The 22,532-nt window shown below is 74.2% G+C and carries 21 protein-coding genes; 16 read left to right on the top strand and 5 right to left on the bottom strand.

The window, feature by feature from the left end; all coding sequences use genetic code 11:
- Positions 1-1,025 precede the first annotated feature (1,025 nt).
- The 4 genes from BJ981_RS35450 to BJ981_RS35435 all read left to right on the top strand — a co-directional run bounded on the left by BJ981_RS35450 (position 1,026) and on the right by BJ981_RS35435 (position 6,543).
- Positions 1,026-3,035 (top strand): fibronectin type III domain-containing protein, encoded by a 2,010-nt coding sequence (locus BJ981_RS35450; RefSeq protein WP_184617881.1) that lies wholly within the window; start codon positions 1,026-1,028, stop codon positions 3,033-3,035.
- Between the two features lie 871 nt (positions 3,036-3,906).
- A complete protein-coding gene (locus tag BJ981_RS35445; RefSeq protein ID WP_184617880.1) occupies positions 3,907-4,719 on the top strand; it encodes a hypothetical protein in 813 nt (270 codons plus the stop codon).
- Between the two features lie 19 nt (positions 4,720-4,738).
- Entirely contained in the window at positions 4,739-5,905 is a 1,167-nt protein-coding gene (locus tag BJ981_RS35440) for a sensor histidine kinase (protein ID WP_184617879.1), read from the top strand.
- Positions 5,902-6,543, top strand: a complete 642-nt coding sequence (locus tag BJ981_RS35435; RefSeq protein ID WP_184617878.1) for a response regulator — start codon at positions 5,902-5,904, stop codon at positions 6,541-6,543. Before BJ981_RS35440 ends, BJ981_RS35435 begins: the two co-directional genes overlap by 4 nt.
- Before the next feature lie 128 nt (positions 6,544-6,671).
- Here the strand turns inward: BJ981_RS35435 and BJ981_RS35430 are convergent, their stop codons facing one another.
- The 4 genes from BJ981_RS35430 to BJ981_RS38860 all read right to left on the bottom strand — a co-directional run bounded on the left by BJ981_RS35430 (position 6,672) and on the right by BJ981_RS38860 (position 10,744).
- Entirely contained in the window at positions 6,672-8,030 is a 1,359-nt protein-coding gene (locus tag BJ981_RS35430; protein ID WP_184617877.1) for an acetyl-CoA carboxylase biotin carboxylase subunit, read from the bottom strand.
- A 43-nt stretch (positions 8,031-8,073) separates the two neighbouring features.
- On the bottom strand, positions 8,074-8,586 hold the full coding sequence (locus tag BJ981_RS35425; protein WP_184617876.1) for an acetyl-CoA carboxylase biotin carboxyl carrier protein: 513 nt from the start codon (positions 8,584-8,586) through the stop codon (positions 8,074-8,076).
- 68 nt (positions 8,587-8,654) lie between these two features.
- Positions 8,655-10,298: an acetyl-CoA carboxylase carboxyl transferase subunit alpha gene (accA, locus tag BJ981_RS35420; RefSeq protein ID WP_239139058.1), complete on the bottom strand. Its 1,644-nt coding sequence runs from the start codon at positions 10,296-10,298 to the stop codon at positions 8,655-8,657.
- A gap of 209 nt (positions 10,299-10,507) precedes the next feature.
- On the bottom strand, positions 10,508-10,744 hold the full coding sequence (locus BJ981_RS38860) for a hypothetical protein (protein WP_184617875.1): 237 nt from the start codon (positions 10,742-10,744) through the stop codon (positions 10,508-10,510).
- A 539-nt stretch (positions 10,745-11,283) separates the two neighbouring features.
- Here BJ981_RS38860 and BJ981_RS35410 point away from each other — a divergent pair.
- The 11 genes from BJ981_RS35410 (at position 11,284) to BJ981_RS35355 (ending at position 20,812) form a co-directional block, all read left to right on the top strand.
- Positions 11,284-13,356: an AfsR/SARP family transcriptional regulator gene (locus BJ981_RS35410; protein ID WP_184617874.1), complete on the top strand. Its 2,073-nt coding sequence runs from the start codon at positions 11,284-11,286 to the stop codon at positions 13,354-13,356.
- Positions 13,357-13,458: 102 nt separating this feature from the next.
- Complete coding sequence (locus BJ981_RS35405) at positions 13,459-13,788, top strand: TcmI family type II polyketide cyclase (RefSeq protein WP_184617873.1); 330 nt, start codon at positions 13,459-13,461, stop codon at positions 13,786-13,788.
- Positions 13,781-14,275, top strand: a complete 495-nt coding sequence (locus BJ981_RS35400) for a cupin domain-containing protein (RefSeq protein WP_239139057.1) — start codon at positions 13,781-13,783, stop codon at positions 14,273-14,275. Before BJ981_RS35405 ends, BJ981_RS35400 begins: the two co-directional genes overlap by 8 nt.
- Positions 14,272-15,642, top strand: coding sequence for a beta-ketoacyl-[acyl-carrier-protein] synthase family protein (locus BJ981_RS35395; RefSeq protein WP_184617872.1), 1,371 nt, complete (start codon positions 14,272-14,274; stop codon positions 15,640-15,642). Before BJ981_RS35400 ends, BJ981_RS35395 begins: the two co-directional genes overlap by 4 nt.
- Complete coding sequence (locus BJ981_RS35390) at positions 15,635-16,897, top strand: ketosynthase chain-length factor (protein WP_184617871.1); 1,263 nt, start codon at positions 15,635-15,637, stop codon at positions 16,895-16,897. Before BJ981_RS35395 ends, BJ981_RS35390 begins: the two co-directional genes overlap by 8 nt.
- A 133-nt stretch (positions 16,898-17,030) precedes the next feature.
- On the top strand, positions 17,031-17,282 hold the full coding sequence (locus BJ981_RS35385) for an acyl carrier protein (RefSeq protein ID WP_184617870.1): 252 nt from the start codon (positions 17,031-17,033) through the stop codon (positions 17,280-17,282).
- 15 nt (positions 17,283-17,297) lie between these two features.
- Positions 17,298-17,765 (top strand): SRPBCC family protein, encoded by a 468-nt coding sequence (locus tag BJ981_RS35380; RefSeq protein ID WP_184617869.1) that lies wholly within the window; start codon positions 17,298-17,300, stop codon positions 17,763-17,765.
- A 77-nt stretch (positions 17,766-17,842) separates the two neighbouring features.
- The gene (locus BJ981_RS37620; protein WP_204070074.1) at positions 17,843-18,562 is read left to right on the top strand and encodes an antibiotic biosynthesis monooxygenase family protein; all 720 of its coding nucleotides are present in this window, start codon (positions 17,843-17,845) and stop codon (positions 18,560-18,562) included.
- A gap of 149 nt (positions 18,563-18,711) precedes the next feature.
- A complete protein-coding gene (locus BJ981_RS35365) occupies positions 18,712-19,092 on the top strand; it encodes a SchA/CurD-like domain-containing protein (RefSeq protein ID WP_184617868.1) in 381 nt (126 codons plus the stop codon).
- Positions 19,093-19,216: 124 nt separating this feature from the next.
- Entirely contained in the window at positions 19,217-19,768 is a 552-nt protein-coding gene (locus BJ981_RS35360) for a MarR family transcriptional regulator (RefSeq protein ID WP_184617867.1), read from the top strand.
- A gap of 54 nt (positions 19,769-19,822) precedes the next feature.
- On the top strand, positions 19,823-20,812 hold the full coding sequence (locus BJ981_RS35355) for a tyrosine-type recombinase/integrase (RefSeq protein WP_239139056.1): 990 nt from the start codon (positions 19,823-19,825) through the stop codon (positions 20,810-20,812).
- A gap of 24 nt (positions 20,813-20,836) precedes the next feature.
- On the opposite strand, the gene BJ981_RS35350 is transcribed toward BJ981_RS35355, so the two are convergent.
- Entirely contained in the window at positions 20,837-21,400 is a 564-nt protein-coding gene (locus BJ981_RS35350; protein WP_184617866.1) for a GNAT family N-acetyltransferase, read from the bottom strand.
- 471 nt (positions 21,401-21,871) lie between these two features.
- On the opposite strand from BJ981_RS35350, the gene BJ981_RS35345 reads away from it, so the two are divergent.
- A complete protein-coding gene (locus BJ981_RS35345) occupies positions 21,872-22,528 on the top strand; it encodes a lysophospholipid acyltransferase family protein (protein ID WP_184617865.1) in 657 nt (218 codons plus the stop codon).
- Positions 22,529-22,532: the final 4 nt, after the last annotated feature.

Below are 22,532 nucleotides of genomic sequence, written 5' to 3'. Positions count from 1 at the left end.
GCTCTCAGGCATGGAACCTGTGGGTGGTGCCGTGGTGCGACGGCCGGGCGGCGCTGGCGGGCACGTATGTCCGGTACCGAGCCGCCGGCGGGTCCTTGCGCCGTCGTGATCTCCGTGAGTGCTGCGGGGCCGGCGACGCTCGAGGCCATGCGCGACCGCGGCGGTTCCGCGGTGTGGCCGCGTGCGGCCCGCGCTGCGGCTCGGTCCGCGCGCGCGGAGCTTGTCACGGTGGCGGCCGAGGCGCGCAGCACGTGGATCTCCACGAGGGTGGGTGTTATCGTGGGCGGTCGCGGGTGGTGTGCAGGCCCCTATCGAGCCCCTCTCACCTGCATTTGATGCATAATCGCACTTATGCATCAAACACGGGACGCCTCCCCTCGCCGCTGAGAACCCCTCGGATCCGGCCGGGGCGCACGGCGTGCAGGACTGGCGTCGCGCCGCTGGACGGATCGCCGGCCGCTCCGTCGTCGGGTGCGCGGTCCCGTACGGCGCCAGGACGCCCGCAGGAACGTGGCGTTCCCGCCGCGCCTACACCGGCCGAGCCCCTCTCGTGTCCCGGCTCGTCTGCCGATCATCGACCGTGCCGGGCCGTGACCGCCGGTGTGGTTTTCGGCTTGCTTCGTCTCGGGACGGGTCGAGGCGTGATCGTCACATGAGCGCTACCCCGGCGTCGGCGCCGACGGTGGCCGGGCTGCCGCGCCTGCCCGGCTTCGGGACTGCGCCGCCGGGGTTCAGGCCGTGGCCGCCACCATTGAGCCCCGGAGTGTCCGTATCCCACGGCCTCCTCCTCTGCGATCTTCTCCTCCTCTCCCCCGGGTGTCGTTCAGGCCCGGGCGGTTCGATGGAGCGTGCCAAACGGGGGTGAGGTCAGGGCTGGTGGGGGCCGGTTCCGGCGGGATGGGGTTTAGGCCTTGTGACGGGTTGGGAACAAAAGCTACGATCTCGGCAACTCTTAGGAAACTTTCCTAAAAGAAAGCGTGGTCCCCGACAACGCGCGCCCAAATCCCCCCAGGCCGAGGACTCCCATGCGCCCGAAACGAAATCCCATCATTCTGCTCGCCACCCTCGTGCTCAGCACGGCGGCCGTGTCCCTCACGCCCGGGGCCGCCGTCGCGGCCTCCCCCACCGCCATCGTCGCCAAGACCTCCTCCTCGACGGTGGCCGCCGCGGCTGCCGCCTGGGCGCCGAACACCGCTTACACCGCCGGTACGATCGTGAGTTACAACGGGCAGGACTACCGGTGCGTGCAGGCCCACACCTCGCTGCCCGGCTGGGAGCCGCCGAACGTGCCGGCGCTGTGGGCCCCGGCGGGCGGTAGCGGAACCGACACCACCGCGCCGTCGGTCCCCGGCAACGTCCGCGTCACCGCCACGACTTCCAACAGCGTCTCGCTGGCGTGGAACGCCTCCACCGACAACGTCGGTGTGACCGGTTATGAGGTCTACCGCGGCACGACGCTGGTGACGACGGCGACCGGCACCAGCTACACCGACTCGGGTCTGACCGCTCAGACGACCTACAGCTACACGATCCGGGCCCGTGACGCCGCGGGCAACCGCTCGGCGGCCAGCGCCGCGGTGTCGGCGACCACCACCGGCGGCAACACCGGCGCCCCCGGCCAGCCCGGCACCGCCTCGGCGACCACGACCGACACCAGCATCGCGCTGAGCTGGGGCGCCTCCACCGGCACCGTGACCGGCTACCGCGTCTACGAGGGCACCACGCAAAAGGCCCAGGTCACCGGCACCAGCACCACCATCAGCGGGCTCGGCACCTGTGAGAGCCACACCTACACCATCAAGGCCTACAACTCCGTGGGCGAGTCGGCGGGCCGTGACGTGTCCGCCACCACCACCGGCTGCGCCAGCGTCCCCGGCAAGCCCGGCACGCCCACCGCCACCGCCGGCGCGACCTCGATCGCCCTGTCCTGGAGCGCCTCGTCCGGCACCGTGACCGGCTACCGCGTCTACGAGGGCACCACGCAGAAGGCCCAGGTCACCGGCACCAGCGCCACGGTCGGCTCGCTGGGCAGCTGCGAGTCCCACACCTACACGGTCAAGGCCTACAACGCCCAGGGCGAGAGCCCGGCCAGCGACGCCGTCACCGCCACCACCACCGGCTGCACCACCGGCGGCCCGCTGCCCAAGCACTTCCTCACCGGCTACTGGCACAACTTCGTCAACCCGGCCGTGGAGCTGAAGCTCAGCGCCGTGCCGAACGACTACGACCTGATCGCCATCGCCTTCGCCGAGGCCACCTCCACCCCCGGCCAGCTGTCCTTCCAGCTCGACCCCGCCCTGGCCACCGCCGTCGGCGGCTACACCGAGGCCGAGTTCAAGGCCGACATCCAGTCCCTGCACGCCCGCGGCAAGAAGGTCATCCTGTCGGTCGGCGGTGAGGCCGGCCGCGTCCAGGTCGGCAGCTCCTCCGCCGCCACCGCGTTCGCCGACAGCGCCTACGCCCTCATGCAGAGCTACGGCTTCGACGGCGTCGACATCGACCTGGAGAACGGCCTCAACGCCACCTACATGGCCGACGCCCTGCGCAAGCTGCGCGCCAAGGCCGGCGCCGACCTGATCATCACGATGGCCCCGCAGACCATCGACATGCAGTCCACCGGGATGACCTACTTCCAGCTCGCGCTGGCCATCAAGGACATCCTCACCGTCGTGCACACCCAGTTCTACAACTCCGGGTCCATGCTCGGCTGTGACCAGTCCCAGGCCTACTCCCAGGGCACCGTCAACTTCATGACCGCCCTGGCCTGCATCCAGCTGGAGAACGGCCTGCGTCCCGACCAGGTCGCCCTCGGCCTGCCGGCCGGACCGGGCGCCGCCGGCGGTGGCGTGGTCTCCCCCGGCCTGGTCAACCAGGCCCTGGACTGCCTGGCCACCAAGACCAACTGTGGCAGCTTCGTCCCGCCGCGCACCTACCCCGGCATCCGCGGCGCCATGACGTGGTCGATCAACTGGGACGCCTCCAACAACTGGAACTTCTCCCGCACGATCAAGCCCCACCTGGCGACCTTGCCGTAACCCCTGACCGCCGGAATCGGCGGACATCTCTTGAGGCCGCACCCCCGACTCCCCGGGGGGTGCGGCCTCGCCACGTTCGACCCGGACCTGAGGCTTCTTCCGCGACCGGCGCCTAGGGCGGAGCGGGCGCCGGGGTCACCGAGGCCGACTCCCACTCCCCCGCGCCGAAGCGGGTCTTCGCGCGCACGCGGACAAGGAGGCCGCGGCAAGAACCGGACGAGCTCTCGGCGGCGGTACGCACGCGAGACGGCGCGCCGGGACAGGCGTCACACCTCATGCCGCCGGCCCGCCCACGGGCGAAAACCTCGTCCACGTCGCCGCTGATCACGCGGCCCCCCACAGCGTCGGCCACTCCCCCGGGCCCCGACAAGATCTCGCCGCCGCCCCTAACAGGAATCGGACTGTCCTGGACAGGCCGCGTCCCTCGGCCGATCAGCCTGCGGGAAGCCGCTCGAAGCGGACGACCTGCCCTGCCGTCGACGGCGAACAGGGCGGCGGTGCCGCTCGTACACCACGACCCAGGCGGTGATCCTTTCTCGTTATGGACGACAGGGTCGTCTAGTGGAGGGTTTTGACGTCTTTTTTGTATGAGTGGTTTTGTAACTACCGACGACCTTTACATTGTAGATTTATGGACAATTCGAGGGAAAGCGCATCCGCTGGACCGTGCGGCGGCGTGCCCGACGTACCGGAACAGTGAGCGCGCCGGCACCTCGCCGACATCCACGGCCGGCTCCCCCTCGGCGCGGCCTCCCCACGTTCCGGCCCCCGCCCCTCCTCCGAACGAGTCGCGCGGCCGCTACCAAAGAGACTCCCCCGGCACGCCCATCGGCCGATGTGCCCGCGCCGCCGGTGGAGCACAGTGGCGGCCATGCCTCACACCGCCATCCGCGCATGGGCGACGATCCCCGCTCTCACCCGCCACGGCACCTGGTTCCCCGGCCGGGTCATCGGCGGCGCGGCTCTGGTTCTCGGTCCTGTGGCCTGGACCGTCGCGCTGCTGCTGCGCTACCTGGCCCTGCGCGCCGGTCCCTTCACCGCCGCCCAGATGGACTGGTTCGACCGTCAGGAGTTCGCCGCCGCCTCGCAGCTGGCCGCCTACCAGGCCAGCCCCGCTCTGGCGCTGGCCGGGCAGGCCTGCTTCGCCGCCGGGGCCCTGCTGCTGTGCCCGGCCTACATCACCCTGGCCCGGCTCATCGCGCCGCGATGCCCGCAGCTGGCCGCCTGGGGCGGCACGCTCACCGTGCTGGGCCTGTTCGCCCGGCTGTACTTCGCCGGCGTCGACCAGACCGCCTTCCAGCTCGCCGACGCCCACGGGGCACAGGCCGCCATGCGGTTCGTCTCCTCCTCCTACGTCGACATCTCCTACGGGCCGTGGTACGTCCCGGTGCTCGCCTCCGCCTGCCAGTACCCCGGCATGCTGGTGCTGGCCATCGGCGCCTACCGCTCGGCGACCTTCGGCCTGGCCCGCGGCCTGCTGCTCCTCATGGCCGGGACGCTGTGGGGCGGCGTGCTCAAGGCCGCCGACCTCGCCGACGTGCTCTGGTACGCCGGCCTGTGCCTGGCGCTGATGCCGCTGGGCGTGCGCGTGCTGCGCGGCACTCTCCCCGGCGCGCCCGCCGACCCTCTCCCCGGCCGGACGATCACGCCTCCGCCGCGCCGGTTGCGCCTGCTGAGCTGGTGAGCGTTCTAGGCTGCACCCGATGACATCCCGATGGACGCGCCCGCGGCCGGGCAGGCTCGCCCTGCCCGCCGCCGCCCTGGGCGCCGCCCTGATTCCGCTCGGCGGGCCGTACGTCCTGTGGGACCTGGCCGCGGTGCCCTTCCCTCTCCAGGCCGCCGTCCTGGCGCCTCTGGCCGTCGCCGCCGCCTGGGCCCTGCCCCGCAGACGCGGGCCGCTGCTGCTGCTGGCGGCCGTCGACGCGGTGATACGCGGGCCGGGATTCCTGCTCGGGGTCACCACCTACGTGGCCGCGACCACCTACCGCCGCCCTCTCCCCCTCGCCGGCCACGCCGCCGCGGCCACGCTCCTGGCGGCCGCCCCCCGTCCCGGCGTCCCGTTCGCCTCCTCCCTGGGCGCCGCCTGCCTGTTCGCCTGGCTGCCCCTGGCCCTCGGCCTGTGGACGGCCGCCCGCAGGCAGGTCGTCGCCGCCCTGCGCGAGCGCGCCGAGCGGACCGACCAGCAGCAGCGGGCCCGCGCCGAGCAGGCCCGCGCGCAGGAACGCGCCCGCATCGCCCGCGACATGCACGACGTGGTGGCCCACCGCATCTCCCTGATGGTGCTGCGCGCCGGCGCCCTTGAGATCAACGCCACCGACGACAGGACCGCGGCCGAGGCCGAACTCATCCGCGCCACGGGCGCCGACGCCCTGGACCAGCTCAGAGCCGTTCTCGGCGTCCTGGGCCAGGAGGACGGCGAGTCGTTCCGCCCCCAGCCCGTGCTCACCGACCTGGACCGGCTGCTCGACCAGTCCCGCTCGGCGGGCGTTCCGGTGGAGCGGCACGAGGAGGGCATCCCGGGTGCGCTGCCGATCCTGGTCCAGCACACCGCCTACCGCGTCATCCAGGAAGCCCTCACCAACATTCACAAACACGCCGGCCCCGTCCCCACCCACGTCCTGCTGCGCCATCTGCCCACGGCGCTGGAGGTCATCGTGCGAAACGCCGCGCCGCGCGAGGCGCCCGCCGTCCCGCCCGCCGTCCCGGGCGGTGGGCCGGGCGGTGGGCCGGGCGGTGGGCCGGGCGGCGGGCCGGGCGGCGGGTTCGGCCTCATCGGGCTGCGCGAGCGCGTCGAACTCCTCGGCGGCCACTTCGCCGCGCGGCCCGACGCCGGCGGCGGCTTTCTGGTCCACGCGAGGCTGCCCACATGATCCGCGTCCTCATCGCCGACGACGAGGCCCTGGTGCGCACCGGCCTGCGCATGATCCTCCAGGCGGCCGGCGACGTCGAGGTGGTCGCCGAGGCCGCGACCGGCGCCGAGGCGGTGGCCGAGGCCACCCGCTTCCGGCCCCAGGTGATCCTCATGGACGTCCGCATGCCCGGCATGGACGGCGTCACCGCGCTGAGCGAGCTCAACCGCTTCCCCGGCCCGCCGAAGGTGATCATGCTCACCACCTTCGACCGCGACGAGTACGTCTACGGCGCCCTGCGTGCCGGGGCCGCCGGATTCCTGCTCAAGGACACCGCTCCCCGCGACCTGATCGCCGCCGTCCGCGCGGTGGCGGCCGGCAGTGCCATCCTCTCCCCCACCGTGACCAGGAGGGTCATCGACGCCTTCGCCGCGCGGGAGGCCGTGGACGTGCGTGCGGCGCGGGCGCGGCTGTCGGTGCTGACCGGGCGGGAGGGCCAGGTCGTCCAGGCCGTGGCGCGCGGGCTGTCCAACGGTGAGATCGCCCGCGAGCTCGCCATGAGCGAGACCACGGTCAAGGCGCACGTCAGTCGTGCGCTGGCCAAGCTGGGGCTGGCCAACCGGGTCCAGATCGCGCTGTTGGTGCGCGACGCCCGCTAGAGCGGTCCTGCTGGGCGTCGCGTCGATCCCTTGCCACGGCAGGGCGGATCTCTCGTGGTAGAGGGTCTTGCTCTTCTGCGACTGTCAGGGTTTCTCGGCCTTCCCCCGGCCTTTACATTGTAGATTCTCTAGGTGATCGGGGTGGCGCGCATCTGCTCGACCAGTGCGGTGGTGTGCTTGGCGTAGCGGAACAGCGGGTGGGCGAGGACCTCGCGCAGGAACGCCACGTTCGTGCGAACGCCCTGTCCCCGGATCGTGCACTCCTCCAGCGCCCGGTCCGCCCGTGCCAGGGCCTCGGCCCGGGTCGGCGCCCACACCGACACCTTCGCCAGCAGCGGGTCGTAGTCGGCGGTGATCCGCGTCCCGGCCACGGCGTGGGTGTCGACCCGGGTGAAGGGGCCGCCGGGCGGGACGAACTCCTCCACCACCCCGGGCGTGGGCAGGAAGCCCCGCGCCGGGTCCTCGGCGTTGAGGCGGCACTCGATCGCCGCGCCGCCCGCCGCGACCTCCTCCTGGCGCAGTGAAAGCCGCCCGCCGGCCGCGACCAGGAGCTGTTCGCGTACCAGGTCGATGCCGGTGACCATCTCGGTGATCGGATGCTCCACCTGCAGCCGGCAGTTCACCTCGATGAAGTAGCAGGCGCCGTGCTCGTCCACGACGTACTCGAAGGTCCCGGCGCCGGTGTACCCGGCGGCGTGGGCGGCCCGCACGCTCAGCTCCCCCAGCCGTTCCACGGCGGCGGCCGGCAGCCCGGGCGGAGGGGTCTCCTCGATGAGCTTCTGGCGGCGCCGCTGCACCGAGCAGTCGCGCGCCCCCAGGTGCAGGACCTGGCCGTGGGCGTCGGCGAGGATCTGCACCTCCACGTGGCGGGCGGCGTCCAGGTACTTCTCGACGTAGACGCGCGCGTCGCCGAACAGGACCACCGCCTCGCGGCGGGTGGCGGCGTAGGCGCGGGCCAGGTCGCCCGGGTCGTGCACCACCGTCATCGCCCGGCCGCCGCCGCCCGCCGCGGCCTTCAGCACCACCGGGTACCCCACCGCGGCGGCCGTGCGGGCGGCCTCGCCCACCCCGGCGGCCGGGCCGTCGCCGCCGGGCAGCAGGGGCAGCCCCGCCTCGGCGGCGAACTCGCGCGCCGACACCTTGTCGCCCAGGCGGGCGATCACGGCGGGCGCGGGGCCGATGAGGGTGATGCCGTGCGCCTGGCAGATCTCGGCGAACTCCGCGCTCTCGGACAGGAAGCCGTAACCGGGGTGGATGGCCTCGGCCCCGCTCTGCCGCGCGGCGGCGATGAGCGCGGCCGCGTTGAGGTAGCTGCGCCGGGGGGCGGCCGGGCCGATCTGGATGGACTCGTCCGCCAGGCGCACCGCCGGGGAGTCGCGGTCCACGGTCGAGTGGGCGACCACCGTGCGGACGCCCATCTCGCGGCACGTCCGAAGCACGCGCAGGGCGATCTCGCCCCGGTTGGCGATCAGAACTGTGGTGAACATCGCGCTCCAGGTTCCAAGCGTCCGGGTGTGCCCGGGTGAACGGTCAGTGGCTGTCGCAGGGCGCCAGGGCCAGCAGCGGGTCCTCGTACTGCACGGGGGCGCCGTCCTCGGCGACGATCTCGCTGACCCGCCCGGCGCGCTCGGCCTGCACGGCGTTCATCAGCTTCATCGCCTCGATGACGCCGACCTGCTGGCCCGCCTCGACCAGGTCGCCGACCTGGACGAACGGGGGCGCCCCCGGTTCGCGGGCGCGGTAGAAGGTGCCGACCATCGGCGCGGTCACCAGAACCGCGCCCTCCCGCCCTCTGTCCCCCTCCTCGGCGGAGTGGCCCGCGGCGGGGGGCTCCTCCCCTGCCGCGGGCGGCTCCGGCGGGCAGGACCATTGGACGTCGACGGCCAGGGTGGCGGTGGAGACGGTGATCCTGCGCAAGGGGGCGCGGCCGGCCGAGCCGAGCCGGGCGGCCTGCCCGACCACCCAGTCCAGGACCTGCGCGCGCTCGTCGGGGACCGGCGGCGGCACGGCGGGAGGGGGTGGCGTGGTGGTGTCGGCTGTCATGGGCGTCCTCCTTCGAGGGTCGGGCGATTACCGGGATGCCGGGGAGCGGGACGGGCAGGCCGGGTGGGTCAGGCGGGCAGCCCGTAGCGGCGGAAACGTGCCTTGCGGGCCCGCACCAGGCGCGCGGGGTCCTCGGGGATGAGGTCGTGCAGGGCGGCGGCGACGGCGCGTCCGACCGCGTGGGCGGTGCGCGCCGGGTCGCGGTGGGCGCCGCCCTCGGGTTCGGGGATCACCGCGTCCAGGATCCGGTGGCGCAGCAGGTCGCGGGCGCCCAGGCGCAGCGCGGCCGCCGCGGCGGGCGCGGCGGAGGGGTCGCGCCACAGGATGGCCGCGCACCCTTCGGGGCTGATCACCGAGTAGACGGCGTTGGACAGGGCCAGCACCCGGTCGGCCACCCCCAGCGCCAGGGCTCCGCCGCTGCCGCCCTCGCCGGTCACCACCGAGACGACCGGCACCGGCAGGCGTGACATCAGGCGCAGGCTCGCGGCGATGGCGTGCGCCTGGCCGCCCGCCTCGGCCTCGACCCCGGCATAGGCGCCGGGGGTGTCGATCAGGGTGACCACCGGCAGGCCGAGCTTGCCGGCCAGCAGCATCGCGCGGGCCGCCTTGCGGAACCCGGCGGGGGTGCCCATGCCGAAGTTGCGTGCCACCAGCTCGCGGGTGTCGTGGCCCTTCTGGTGGCCGACCAGCATGACCGGCACCTGGTCCAGGCGGCCGATCCCGGCCACGATCGCCGGGCAGTCCCCCGAGGCGCGGTCGCCGCGCAGCTCGCGGAAGTCCTCCAGCAGGTGGGCGGCGTAGTCCAGGGTGGTGGGACGGCCGGGGTCGCGGGCCAGCGCGACGGCGGCCCAGGCGTCCGGCTGCCGCCCGCCGGGCGGGTCGCCGGGGTCGGTCACCAGCGGCGGGGCCGTGGCCCAGGCTTGCGGGACGGGGCGGCCCCGGCGGGCCCAGGAGGCCGCCGCCAGCAGCCGGGCCACGGCGGCGCGCAGCTCGGCGCGGCGCACGACGCCGTCCACCAGGCCGCCGGCCAGCAGGGTCTCTGCGGTCTGGAAGCCCTCCGGCAGCGTCTGGCCGAGGGTGCCGGCGATCACGCGGGGGCCGGCGAAGCCCATGTGCGCCCCGGCCTCGGCGAGGATGACGTCGGCCAGGGTGGCGTAGGAGGCGGCCACTCCCCCGTAGGTGGGGTCGGTGACCACCGAGACCGTCAGCAGCCCGGCCTCGTCCAGCTCGCCCAGCGCCTGGCTGGTCTTGGCCATCTGCATCAGCGCCAGCGCGCCCTCCTGCATGCGGGCGCCGCCGGAGGCGGTGACCAGCACCAGCGGGATGCCCGCGGACAGGGCGTGCTCGGCGGCGGCGGTCACGCGCTCCCCGACCGCGCAGCCCAGGCTGCCGCCCATGAACGCGAAGTCCATGACGGCCACGACGGCGTGGTGCCCGCCGATGGCGGCCCGGCCGCACAGCACGGCCTCCTCCAGGCCGGTGGCGCCGCGCGCCTGCTCCAGGCGAAGGGGGTAAGGGCGGGTGTCGGTGAAGCCCAGCGGGTCCTCCAGCGTGGGCGCGGCGGGCAGGGGGGTGAAGGATCCGGGGTCCACCAGGTGGTCCAGGCGCTCGGCGGCGCCGAGCCGGTCGTGGTGGGCGCAGGCGGGGCAGACCCGCAGGTCCCGCCGGAAGTGCTCGCCGTACAGGGGGGCGGCGCATCCGGGGCACCGCACCCACAGCGGCGGCTCCTCCCCCGGCGGCCCGGCGGCCTCCGTCGCGGATGAAAGGACGGCCTTGGGTGCGGCCGCCGCCGGAGCGTGCCTCGGAGGGGGTGGCGGAGAGGGGGACGTCGGAGCCGCCGTCGGCAGGGACGTCGAAGCGGACACCGGCGCGGACGGCGGGGACGGGCGTCGTGAGGCCGGCTCAGCGGCGGAGGTGGCGGTCACGCGGCCCACCCCCGTACCTGCGGCCGTCGCCTCGCCGTCCCGATCGCCGTCCCGATCGCCGTCACGGCCTCGGGCATCCCCTCGGCCACGACCCCGCTCACCGACCTGGCCCCGGCCCCGGACAGGGACCCGATCGCGGCCTCGGTCCCGGAGATGGCCTCGGTGCGGCCGCCGGCCCTGCGGGGGGTCGCGCCGGTGGGGCCGGGTGTGGGGGCGGTCGCAGGCGTGGTCATGGGTGTGATGCCCGCGTGTGGTCGCATGACTGTCCTCCCGTACTGCCGCGGGGCGCGCCGGGCGAGCGGCGGGCCTCCTTCCGCACACCATCGCGCGGGACGCTGGTCGGCCGCTTGGGGGGTGATGGAGCCGCCCTGGTCCGGGACGGCGGACCACCGCACACCAAGGCGGTCGCTGGGTGGGAGCGGGGCGCCCGGACGATGCCGGGCGGCGTGTCTCTGAGGCCGCGCGGAGGGTTCCCGGCGGGCCCTCCCACCGGCTCGGGCAGTTTATACCGGAATTATGTCCTAATTCATATCAAAACAGACAGCACCGGAGTCGTGTTTCAGCGCCGGGAACCGGCGCACGATCACCGGATAATCCCGGGCGAGGTCAAGAATAGAGGGGCAGACCAGGACTTTTTCGCAGTTTTTATGCTCATGAGCCATCTTTCCGGAAGTTCCGATAAGCGAGTTCATCTAAATTCGAGAGGTCCACCAGACGCCGGGCCTCCCCGGCGCCGCGGCCGGCACGACGCCGAGGATCATGCGGAGATCACATGGAATTCCGGGTGCTGGGTTCGCTGCAAGTCCTCGACGACGGCGCCGATCTGACGCCGAGCGCGGCCAAGGTGCGCGCGGTGCTGGCGATGCTGGTCCTGCGGCACAACCAGATCGTGTCCACCCGTGAGCTCATCGACGAGCTGTGGGGCGAGCGTCCCCCCGCGACCGCGCTGCCCACCCTGCACACCTACGTCTACAAGCTGCGCAAGATGCTCGGCGCCGGCGGCCCGGCCTCGGTGGTCACCCAGCCCTACGGCTACCTGCTGGCCACCACGCCCGAGACCATCGACGTGTTCCGCTTCGACCGGCTGGTGGCCGAGGGGTGGAACGGCCTGGAGCGGGGCGACCCCCGGCACGCCACCGACACCCTCTCCCAGGCGCTGGCGCTGTGGCGGGGGCCGGCGCTGGCCAACCTGGCCGCGGGCGAGCTGCTGTCGGCGCAGATCACCCGCCTGGAGGAGAGCAGGCTGCGGGCCCTGCAACTGCGCCTGTCGGCCGATCTGCGCCTGGGCAGGCACCGGGAGCTGATCAGCGAGCTGAAGGAGCTGATCGCGACCTACCCCCTCAACGAGGACTTCTACGCCAAGCTCATGACCGCGCTCTACCAGGTGGGACGGCGCGGCGAGGCCCTTGAGGTGTTCCAGAACCTGCGGCAGGTGCTGGTCGGGCAGCTCGGCCTGGAGCCCTCCCCCGCGCTGTGCCGGCTGCAGCAGCGCCTGCTGTCGGCCGATCCCGGCCTTGATCAGCCGGGGCTGGACCAGCCGGGCCTGATGGACCGGCCGCCCTCCGCCGAGGCGCCCGCGCCGCCGCCCGCGCGTCCCGCGGAGGTGAAACCGGCGCAGCTTCCTCCTGACATCGGCGACTTCGTGGGGCGTGGCCCGGTGGTGGAGCGGATCGCGGCGGCGCTGGCCGAGGCGGGGACGGCGGTGCGGGTCATCTGCGTCGGCGGCATGCCGGGGGCGGGCAAGACGGCGCTGGCCGTGCACGCCGCCCACCGGGTGCGCGCCGCCTTCCCCTCCGGCCAGTTGTTCGCCGGGCTCGGCGGGGCCGTCCCGGCCGAGCCCGGGGAGGTGCTGGCGGGATTCCTGCGGGCGGCGGGGGTGGCGCCGGGGGACGTGCCCGCCGACCGGGACGAGCGCAGCAAGCTGTTTCGCAGCTGGTGCAGCGACCGGCAGGTGCTGATCGTGCTGGACGACGCCGCCGGGGCCGCGCAGATCCAGCCGCTGCTGCCCGGTTCGCCGGGGTGCGCGGTGATCGTGACCAGCCGGTTCGGCCTGCACGGGTTCGCCGGGGCGTGCGTGGTGGAGCTGGACGCGCTCACCCAGGAGGAGGGCCTGGAGCTGCTCGGCAAGATCGTGGGGCCGGCGCGGCTGAGCGCCGAGCGGCACGCGGCCGAGCGGATCGTGCGATTGTGCGGGCGGCTGCCGCTCGCGCTGCGCTGCGCGGGGGCGCGGCTGGCCGCCGGGCAGGGCCTGACGCTGGGGGGGTTCGCCGACCGTCTTGAGGATCCCCGCACGCGGCTGGCCGATCTGTCGGTGGCCGACCTGGACGTGCGCACCGCCTTCCGCGGCACCTACGACCGGCTCGGCGGCCCCGAACGCAGCCTGTTCCGCCTGCTCGGCCTGCTGCAGACGCCCGGCATCACCACGCGGCAGACCAGCGCGCTGCTGGGCTGCGAGCCCGACCACGCCGAGCGGCTGCTGGCCCGGCTGGCCGACTGCCGCCTGCTGTCGGCCCGGCCGGGGCAGGGCGAGGTGCGCTACGGCGTCCACGAGCTGGTGCGGCTGTACGCGCGCGAGTGCCTGGAGCGTGAGCTGGACGCCTTCGGCGCCCCCGAGGGCGAGCGTGCCGTCTCCGAGCCCGCGCGGGCCGGGCAGGGGCCGGGCACCGCGGAGGAAGCTTCGGGCGGATCGGCGCGGGCCGCGGCCGTCCCCGGCACCCGCGCCGCCGAGCCGGCCGGCGGGCAGCCCGCCGAACGCCCCCGCGAGCACGCCGAGCGGACCGGGCCGGTCCTGGTGCCGCGCGCCCCGTGCGGCAACGGCGCCCCCGCCCACGTCCTCGGCCCGTGACCGGCGGGCGGACCGGCGGACCAGGCGGGCTCTAGGCCGGCATCAGCGGCGTTCCAGAGGCTCCGGAAACCATTGCGGTCGAAGGATGAAAGGAGACGTCTGGTGCATCGGACGCTAATCGTGGCACGGATGGAGCCCTCCGAGACGGAGGCGGTCGCCAAGATCTTCGCCGACTCGGACTCCAGCGACCTGCCCCACCTGATCGGGGTCTCCCGGCGCACGCTCTTCCGCTTCCACGAGCTCTACTTCCACCTCGTCGAAGCCGACCAGGACATCACCCCCAACCTGTACAAGGCGCGCAGCCACCCGCTGTACGGGGAGATCAACCAGCGGCTGAGCGAGCACATCCGGCCCTACGACCCCGGCTGGCGCGAGCCCAAGGACGCCATGGCCGAGCCGTTCTACACCTGGGAGGCCGAGCGCCGTGACTGACATCCGCCTCACCAAGGTCGCCGCCGACCAGGTCGCGCCCAACCGCCGCCGCGGCGGCGACATCCGGGTCATGCTCTCCCCCAAGACCGCCGGGGCCACCTCCGGCTTCATGGGCGTGGCCCACCTGCGCCCCGGCGAGCACTTCATCGAGCACTACCACCCCTACTCCGAGGAGTTCCTGTACCTGGTGCACGGCAGGGTGTCGGTCCTCATCGAACGCGACCAACTGATCGTGCTGTCACCCGGCGAGGGCCTGATGGTGCCCAAGGGCGCGCGGCACCGGGTCGCCAACGACGGCGCCGAGGACGCGAGCCTGGTGTTCCACCTGTCGCCGCTGGCCCCGCGCCCCGAACTCGGCCACGTGGACACCGAGGACAACCCCCACACCGGCGCCCACCCCGAGGTGGGGACCGCGCACCCGACCGGCCCCGGCGCGCCGGCCCCGGTACAGGCGGCGGGCGAGGCCCCGGCAGGGAGCCGGCGGTGAACCAGCCCGGCGCCACCACCGCCCGGCGCCGCACCCGCGCCCGGCCCGCGACGCGGCGGCCGCGCCGCCCGGTCCGGGACCGCCGGGTCGTCATCACCGGGATCGGCGTCACCGCGCCCGGCGGCATCGGCACCCGCGCGTTCTGGGACCTGCTCACCTCCGGGCGCACCGCCACCCGCGCCATCACCCTGTTCGACGCCACCGGGTTCCGCTCCCGCATCGCCGCCGAGTGCGACTTCGACCCCGCCGCCTGCGGCCTGTCGCCGCAGGAGATCCGCCGCATGGACCGCGCCGCCCAGCTCGGCGTGGTCAGCGCACGCGAGGCCCTGGCCGACAGCGGCCTGACCTGCCAGGACGTGCCGCCCGAACGGCTCGGCGCGACCGTCGGCAGCGCCGTCGGCTGCACCATGGGCCTGGAGGAGGAGTACGTCGTCCTCAGCGACGGCGGCCGCCGATGGCTGGTCGACCCCGCCTACGGGGTCCCCCAGCTGTACGGCTACATGGTCCCCAGCACCATCGCCACCGAGGTCGCCTGGGCCGGGGGCGCCGAAGGCCCGGTCGCGCTGATCTCCACCGGCTGCACCGCCGGCCTGGACTCGGTCGGCCACGGCTACCAGCTCGTCAAGGAGGGCAGCGCCGACGCCGTGCTGGCCGGAGCCGCCGACGCGCCGATCTCGCCCATCACCGTGGCCTGCTTCGACGCCATCAAGGCCACCACGCCCGACAACGACCGGCCCGCCACCGCCTCGCGCCCCTTCGACCGGGACCGCAACGGCTTCGTCCTCGGCGAGGGCGCCGCCATGTTCGTCCTGGAGGAGCGCACCGCGGCCCTGCGGCGCGGCGCCAACGTCTACGCCGAGATCGTCGGGTTCGCCGGCCGCAGCAACGCCTACCACATGACCGGCCTCAAACCCGACGGCCGCGAGATGGCCGAGGCGATCCGCACCGCCATGCGCCAGGCACGGCTGCGCCCCGACCAGGTCGACTACATCAACGCCCACGGCTCGGGGACCCGCCAGAACGACCGCCACGAGACCGCCGCGTTCAAGGACGCGCTCGGCGAACGGGCCTACCAGGTGCCGGTCAGCTCGATCAAATCCATGATCGGGCACTCGCTCGGCGCGATCGGCTCCATCGAGGTGGCCGCCTGCGCGCTGGCCATCACCCACCACGTCGTCCCGCCCACCGCCAACCTGCGCACCGCCGACCCCGAGTGCGACCTGGACTACGTGCCGCTCACCGCGCGCGAGCACAAGGTCGAGGTGGTGCTCAGCGTGGGCAGCGGATTCGGCGGATTCCAGACCGCGATGCTGCTGGCCCGCCACCGCGACGGGCTCGCCGGCACGAGAGGCGGCCCCGATGACTGACACCTCCCCGCGGCGCGCCCGCCGCCGCGACACGCGGCCGGTGTTCACCGGCATCGGCGTCGCCGCGCCCAACGGCCTCGGCACCGCCGCCTACTGGGCCGCCACGCTGGACGGCAAGAGCGGCCTCGGCCGCATCACCCGCTTCGACGCCGAGCACTACCCGGTCCGCGTGGCCGGCGAGGTCTCGGAGTTCGACGACACCGAGCACGTCCCGAGCCGCCTGGCCGTCCAGACCGACCACTGGAGCCACCTGGGCCTGACCGCCGCCGACTGGGCGCTGCGCGACGCCGGCCTGGACCCCTCCGCCCTGCCGGAGTACGAGATGGCCGTGGTCACCGCCAGCTCCTCGGGCGGCACCGAGTTCGGCCAGCGCGAGATCGAGAAACTGTGGTCCCAAGGACCCGGATACGTCGGCGTCTACCAGTCCATCGCCTGGTTCTACGCCGCCACCACCGGCCAGATCTCCATCCGGTACGGCATGCGCGGCCCCTGCGGCGTGATCTGCGCCGAACAGGCCGGCGGCCTGGACGTGCTCGCCCAGGGCAGGCGCCTGCTGCGCCAGCAGGCCCGCGTCGTGGTCACCGGCGGCACCGACGCCTCCCTGTGCCCCTACGGGCTGGTCGCCCAGATCTCCACCGGCCTGCTCAGCACCCGCGACGACCCCGAACGCGCCTACCTGCCCTTCGACGCCGACGCCTGCGGCTACGTGCCCGGCGAGGGCGGCGCGATGCTCATCATGGAGGACGCCGCCACCGCGCGCGAGCGCGGCGCGCGCCCCTACGGCGCGCTGGCGGGCCACGGCGCCACCTTCGACCCGCGCCCCGGGCCCGGCCACCCGCCCGTCTCCAACCTGCGCCGCGCGATCACCCTGGCCCTGCAGGACGCCGGGGTCGAACCCGGCGAGGTGGACGTCGTCTTCGCCGACGCCCTCGGCGTCCCCGAACGCGACCGGCTGGAGGCCCAGGCCATCTCCGCGGTCTTCGGCCCGCACGGCGTGCCGGTGACCGCCCCCAAGACCATGACCGGACGCCTGTACGCCGGCGGGGCCCCGCTGGACGTGGCCACCGCGCTGCTGGCCGTCCGCGACGGCGTCATCCCGCCCACCGTCGGCGTGCGCGCCGCCGCGCCGTCCTACGAGCTGGACCTGGTGCGCAGCACGGCCCGCGACGGCCCGGTCCGCAACGCCCTGGTGCTGGCCACCGGGCACGGCGGCTTCAACGCGGCGCTGCTGCTCACCGCCCCCGACCCGTCCTGACCGGCCCGTCCTCACCGGCCCGCCACGCCCGGCGGCCCGCCGCCCTTCGGCGGCGCCGCCGCACGCCGCCACGCCGCGCGGCGGCCACACCCGACCCGACCTCACCCACTCGACTCACCCAGGAGGACCAACCATGCCCGCGTTCACCCTCGACGACATGAGGACCATCATGGGCGGCTGCGCCGGCGTCCCGGAGAGCATCGACCTCGGCGACGACATCGGCGAGATCTCCTTCGCCGAACTCGGCTACGACTCCCTGGCCGTGCTGGAGATGGCCGCCCGCATCCAGCAGCGGCTCGGCGTCCGCATCCCCGACGACGCCGTCGAGGAGATGCGCACCCCGCAGGCGGCCGTCGACTACGTCAACCGCCGCCTCGCGGCCTGACATCGGAGGGACCACATGGCAGGACACACCGACAACGAGATCATCATCTCCGGGCCGATGAACCTGGTCTGGAACATGACCAACGACGTGGAATCCTGGCCCACGCTGTTCAGCGAGTACGCCGCCACCGAGATCCTCGAACGCCGCGGCCCGACCGTCCGCTTCCGCCTCACCATGCACCCCGACGCCGAGGGCAACCAGTGGAGCTGGGTCTCAGAACGCACCCCCGACCCCGCCACCAGGACCGTGCGCGCCCACCGCGTCGAACCCGGCTGGTTCAAGTACATGAACCTGTTCTGGGAGTACACCGAGGTGCCCGACGCGGTGCGCATGCGCTGGGTCCAGGACTTCGAGATGAAACCCGACGCCCCGCTCAGCGACAAGCAGATGACCAAACGGCTCAACGACAACACCGTGATCCAGATGAACCGGATCCGCCAGCTCGTCGAAGAGGCCGCCGCCGCCTCCCCCGCCCGCCTCTGAGACCTCCCGGTCACGGCTCCCAAGCCCCCGCCGCACCACCCATCCACACCACGTCCGACGGAAAGAAGAGAGTGGGCATGAACGCCAAGGACTCAAGGACCCAGCAGGACGAGCGGCGCGACGGCCGCGCCCGGGCCGGCGCGACCCGCGCCAGGGCCGGGGCACGCCCGGCGGGCGAGGACAGCGTGTACCGGGTCATGGTCAAGCTGCGCATCCACCCCGGCATGGAACGGGACTTCGAGCGGACCTGGCGCGAGATCGCCGCCACCATCTCCCGCCAGCCCGCCAACCTCGGCCAGTCGCTGGCCAAGAGCCCCGACGAGGACGGCGTCTACTACATCGTCAGCGACTGGGAGAACGAGGAGAGGTTCCGCGAGTTCGAGCACAGCCCCGAGCACGCCGCCAACCGCATGCGCCTGGACCCCTTCCGCGACCCCGCAGGCACCTCCATGACCCCGATGCTGGTCGCCTCCCGCCTGGGCGCCCAGCCCGCCCCCGGCCGCGTACGCGTCGCGCTGTACCTCAACGAGCCCGAATCCGACCGGGGCTCGGTCGAGAACGCCTACCACCAGATCAGCACCACCCTGGCCGGCCGCCCGGGCCTGCGCGGCAACGAACTGCTGCGCTCCCTGCGCGACCCGCGCCGCTACGCCGTGCTCAGCGAATGGGACGACGTGCCCACCTACCGCGAATGGGAGCGCAGCCCCGAGCACCTGCCCACCACCTCGCCGCTGGCCCGCTACCACGACAAGGGCCTGGGCATCTTCGGCTCCTACGAGGTCGTGGCCGCCTACTGACCGGCCACCGGGCCGCCCGCCCGGGTGACACACCCCATCCGGGCGGGCGCCCGCCACACCGGCCGCGCCTACCGGGCCGGTGCCATCGGCGCGCCCGCGCCCCACCACGACACCACCCACCACCCCGCCCACGACCATGGAGGAATCCCATGCCCTACGCGGCGCTCACCTTCCGCGTCCGACCCGGACACGAGGACGAACTGGCCGAGGTCTTCACCAGCGGGCCCGCCCTGGAGTCGCCCGTCATCACCGACGAGCACGGCCGCGAGACCGCCCGCCTGCTCGGCACCGGCGTCTTCGTCAAGGACGACGTGCTGGTCCGCTTCATCCACTACGAGGGCGACTTCTCCGGCATCGCCCGCCACCTGGCCTCCCAGCGGCACGTCCACGTCATCGAGGACCGCATCGTGCCCTACCTCGCCGACGCCCGCGACACCGCCACCGCCGACGGCTTCGCCGCGTTCTTCCGCGCCGCCTCGATGCGCTGCCTCACCCAGTCCTCGGCCGACACCCAACCCGCCCGGACCTGACACCGGCCACCGACCCGCCGCGACACCGGCGGAACGGCGGAGCGGCCACCTGCCGCTCCGCCGCACCCGGGCCCGCACGCCGAACCCGGCGCCCGCGCCCCGCCGCGAAGGGAGTGACCACGACATGGCCCGCCACCCCACCCACCCCCGCCGCACCCCCGCCCCCCAGACCACCACGGGACCCCGGTCCGGCGCCCCCGGCGACAGGGCGGGACAGGACGGGGTCGCGCTGCTGGAGGCGGTCGAACGGGAGGCCGCCGGCCTGGCCGCGCAGAGCCGCCGCCTGGTGGAGGCCCTGGCCGCCCGCGCGGGCCTGCGCGCCGCCGAATTCCGCTGCCTGTGCGCCCTCACCCGCCACGGCCCCCTGACCACCCGCCGCCTGGCCGCCCTGTCCGGCCTCACCAGCGCGGCGGCCGAACACGCCGTGGACCGGCTGGAACGGCACGGCTGCGCCGTGCGCGCCGGCGCCCCCGGCCACGTCCTGGTCCACCCCTGCCACCCCGCCTGCCGCGCCCGCGCCGAGCCCGCCCTGCGCGAACTGCGCGAGGCCTGGCACCCCCTCACCCGCCACGGGGCCGACGACCTGGCCCTGATCGCCGCCCTCCTGGCCGACGGCCGCAGGTTGTCCGGTCTGGTGAGTGTCATGCGCGCCCAGTCCCCCGCCTTTACAACGTAGATCACAAGGGGGGCGGGAGGCCGGGCGGCCGGGGTCTGCCCTAAGATCGGCGGCGTGGACGTGCCCGCCGTACGCGGCCCCGGCGCCGAGGCGATCGCGCGCGAGGGCGACCCCTACCACGCCTACCTGGCCTCCCTCAGCGGCGCGGAGTCCCGCCGCACCATGCGCGGCTGCCTGGACCGCGTCGCCCGCCTCATCACCGGCGACGAGGCCGCCACCGGCGCGGGCCAGCCCTGGCACCTGCTGCGGTACGAGCACACCGTGCGCGTCCGGGCGATCCTCGCCGAGCAGGGCTGGTCCCCCGCCTACGTCAACAAGCACCTGGTCGCGCTGCGCCGCGTCATGCGCGAGGCCTGGCGCCTGGGGCAGATGACCGCCGAGGACTACCACCGCGCCGCCGACCTGCCGACCCTGCGCCACACGCGCCTGCCGGCCGGGCAGCACGTCCCCGCCGAGGTCGCCGGCGCCGTCCTGGCCGCCTGCGACGGGGACGACTCCCCCGCCGGGGTCCGCGACGGCGCCCTGCTGGCGGTGCTGTACTCCACCGGCTGCCGCCGCGCCGAGATCGCCGCGCTCGGGCTGGACGACTACGACCCCGCCGCCCGCTCCCTGCGCGTGCGCGGCAAGCGCGACAAGGAGCGCCTGGTCTATCTGACCCGCGAGGCCGTGGCGCGCCTGGAGGCCTGGCTCGCGGTGCGCGGGACGGCGCCGGGCGCACTGTTCCCGCCGGTCAACAAGGCCGGGCGGCTGCGCGCCCCCGGCGGGCGGCCCGCCCCGATGAGCGGGCAGGCCATCGCCGGCATCCTGGCCAGGCGGCTGGCCGCCGCCGGGGCTGCCAAGCGCACCCCCCACGACTTCCGCCGCACCTTCATCGGCGAGCTGCTGGACGCCGGGGTGGACCTGGCCACCGCGCAGGCGCTGGTCGGGCACGCCTCCCCCGTCACCACCGCCCGCTACGACCGCCGCCCGGAGAACCGCCGCAGAGAGGCGGTCGACCGCCTGACGATGCCCACCGCCCGCCCCCTCAGACCCGGCGGCCCCTGACGGTCTCCCGCCCCGGGCGCGCCCTCAGGCCGGGGCCGCGGCGCGGCGGCGCGTCCACTCGGCCGCGCGCAGCCGGTACAGGACGTGCGGGCGCAGCGGGCTGCCGGGCGGGACCGCGGGGTGCTCGAAGTCCTCGGCCGGGTCGCGGGTCATGCCAAGGCGCCGCATCACCGCCTGGGAGCGCACGTTGGACACCGCGGTCATCGAGATCACCTCCGTCAGGCCCGCGGGGCCGAAGCCGTGGTCCAGCGCCGCGCCGGCCGCCTCGGTGGCGTACCCGCGGCCCCAGCACTCGGGGCGCAGCCGCCAGCCGACCTCGACGGCCGGGGTGAACGGCGCCGGGAAGGTCTGCCAGACCAGGCCGGTGAACCCGGCGAACTCGCCGCTCTCGCGCACCTCGACCACCCACAGGCCGAACCCGTGCTCCTCCAGGCGCGCCCGCGCCCGCTCGGCCAGCGCGTCGCTCTGGTCGCGGGTCAGCGTGGCGGGAAAGTGCTCCATCACCCGGGGGTCGGCGTTCATCACGGCGAAGGGGGCCAGGTCCTCCTCGCGCCACTGGCGAAGGATCAGGCGCGGCGTCTGCGGCATGTCCCCATCTTCCCGAAAATCTCGGTGCGCACGGCAATCGCACGTGGACGAGGGGCTTTGCCATTCGGGCCCCGGGCGCGCACCCCGTACGCACCCCGGGATCGCCGTTCCGGGTGGCGGTGATGGAGGGACGACCTCCACGGGTGGGCTACAGTCGGTAGTAGCCGATGTGGTTTGTGTCCCCCGGGCCGCAATTACCGCCTTCACGGAATACCGTTCGGCTGGAGCCGTGTTGTGCCTCTCGCCGAGGAGGCGACCGCCACATCGGCCACAACGTAGAGCCCCGCGGGCGCGCCCGCGGGGCTCTACGTTTTCCCGCCACGCCGTCGCCGCGCTCCCTTCCCCGCGGCGGGTCCTCCGCCGTCTCACCACGCGACGTCACAGTTTGTGCACACCCGTAACACCCCGTAACGCATCATTGCCCTGGCGAGCCGTATGGTGGTCATTGCCGTCCGCACACCGGGAGAGTACGTGCTGTACCACATCATGAAGATCGCCAGCCGCCCCTTCCTTCGGCTGCTGTGGCGCCCCGAGGTCACCGGGGCGGAGCACGTCCCCGCCTCCGGCGCGGCGCTCCTGGCCTCCAACCACCTGTCCATCCTGGACTCGGTGTTCCTCCCGGCGATGCTGCCGCGCCAGGTCACCTTCGTCGCCAAGTCGGAGTACTTCACCGGCAACCGCCTGATGGCGATGTTCATGCGCGGCACCGGACAGGTCGCCATCGACCGCGAGAGCGCCGCCGCCGCGCAGGCCATGCTGGACACCGCGCTGCGGGTGCTCGACAGCGGCGAGCTGTTCGGCATCTACCCCGAGGGCACCCGCTCCCCCGACGGGCGGCTGTACCGGGGGAAGATCGGCGTGGCGTGGCTGGCGCTGACCGCCGGGGTGCCGGTCATCCCGGTGGCCATGGTCAACACCGACCGCGTCCTGCCGCCGGGGGCCGCGGTGCCGCGCATCGCGCGCATCGGCGTGCGCATCGGCAAGCCGCTCACCTTCACCGGCGACCCGGGCCGCGCGCAGGACCGCCGGGCGGTCACCGACGAGGTGATGCGGGCCATCCAGCGGCTGTCGGGCCAGCAGTACGTCCCCGCCTACGCCCGCAGGGAGGCGCCGCGGCGCGCCGCCTGAACGC

Source organism: Sphaerisporangium krabiense (assembly GCF_014200435.1).
Taxonomy (GTDB): domain Bacteria; phylum Actinomycetota; class Actinomycetes; order Streptosporangiales; family Streptosporangiaceae; genus Sphaerisporangium; species Sphaerisporangium krabiense.
Note: the sequence above shows the minus strand (reverse complement) of the source record. Positions and strands in the feature narration are given on the sequence as shown.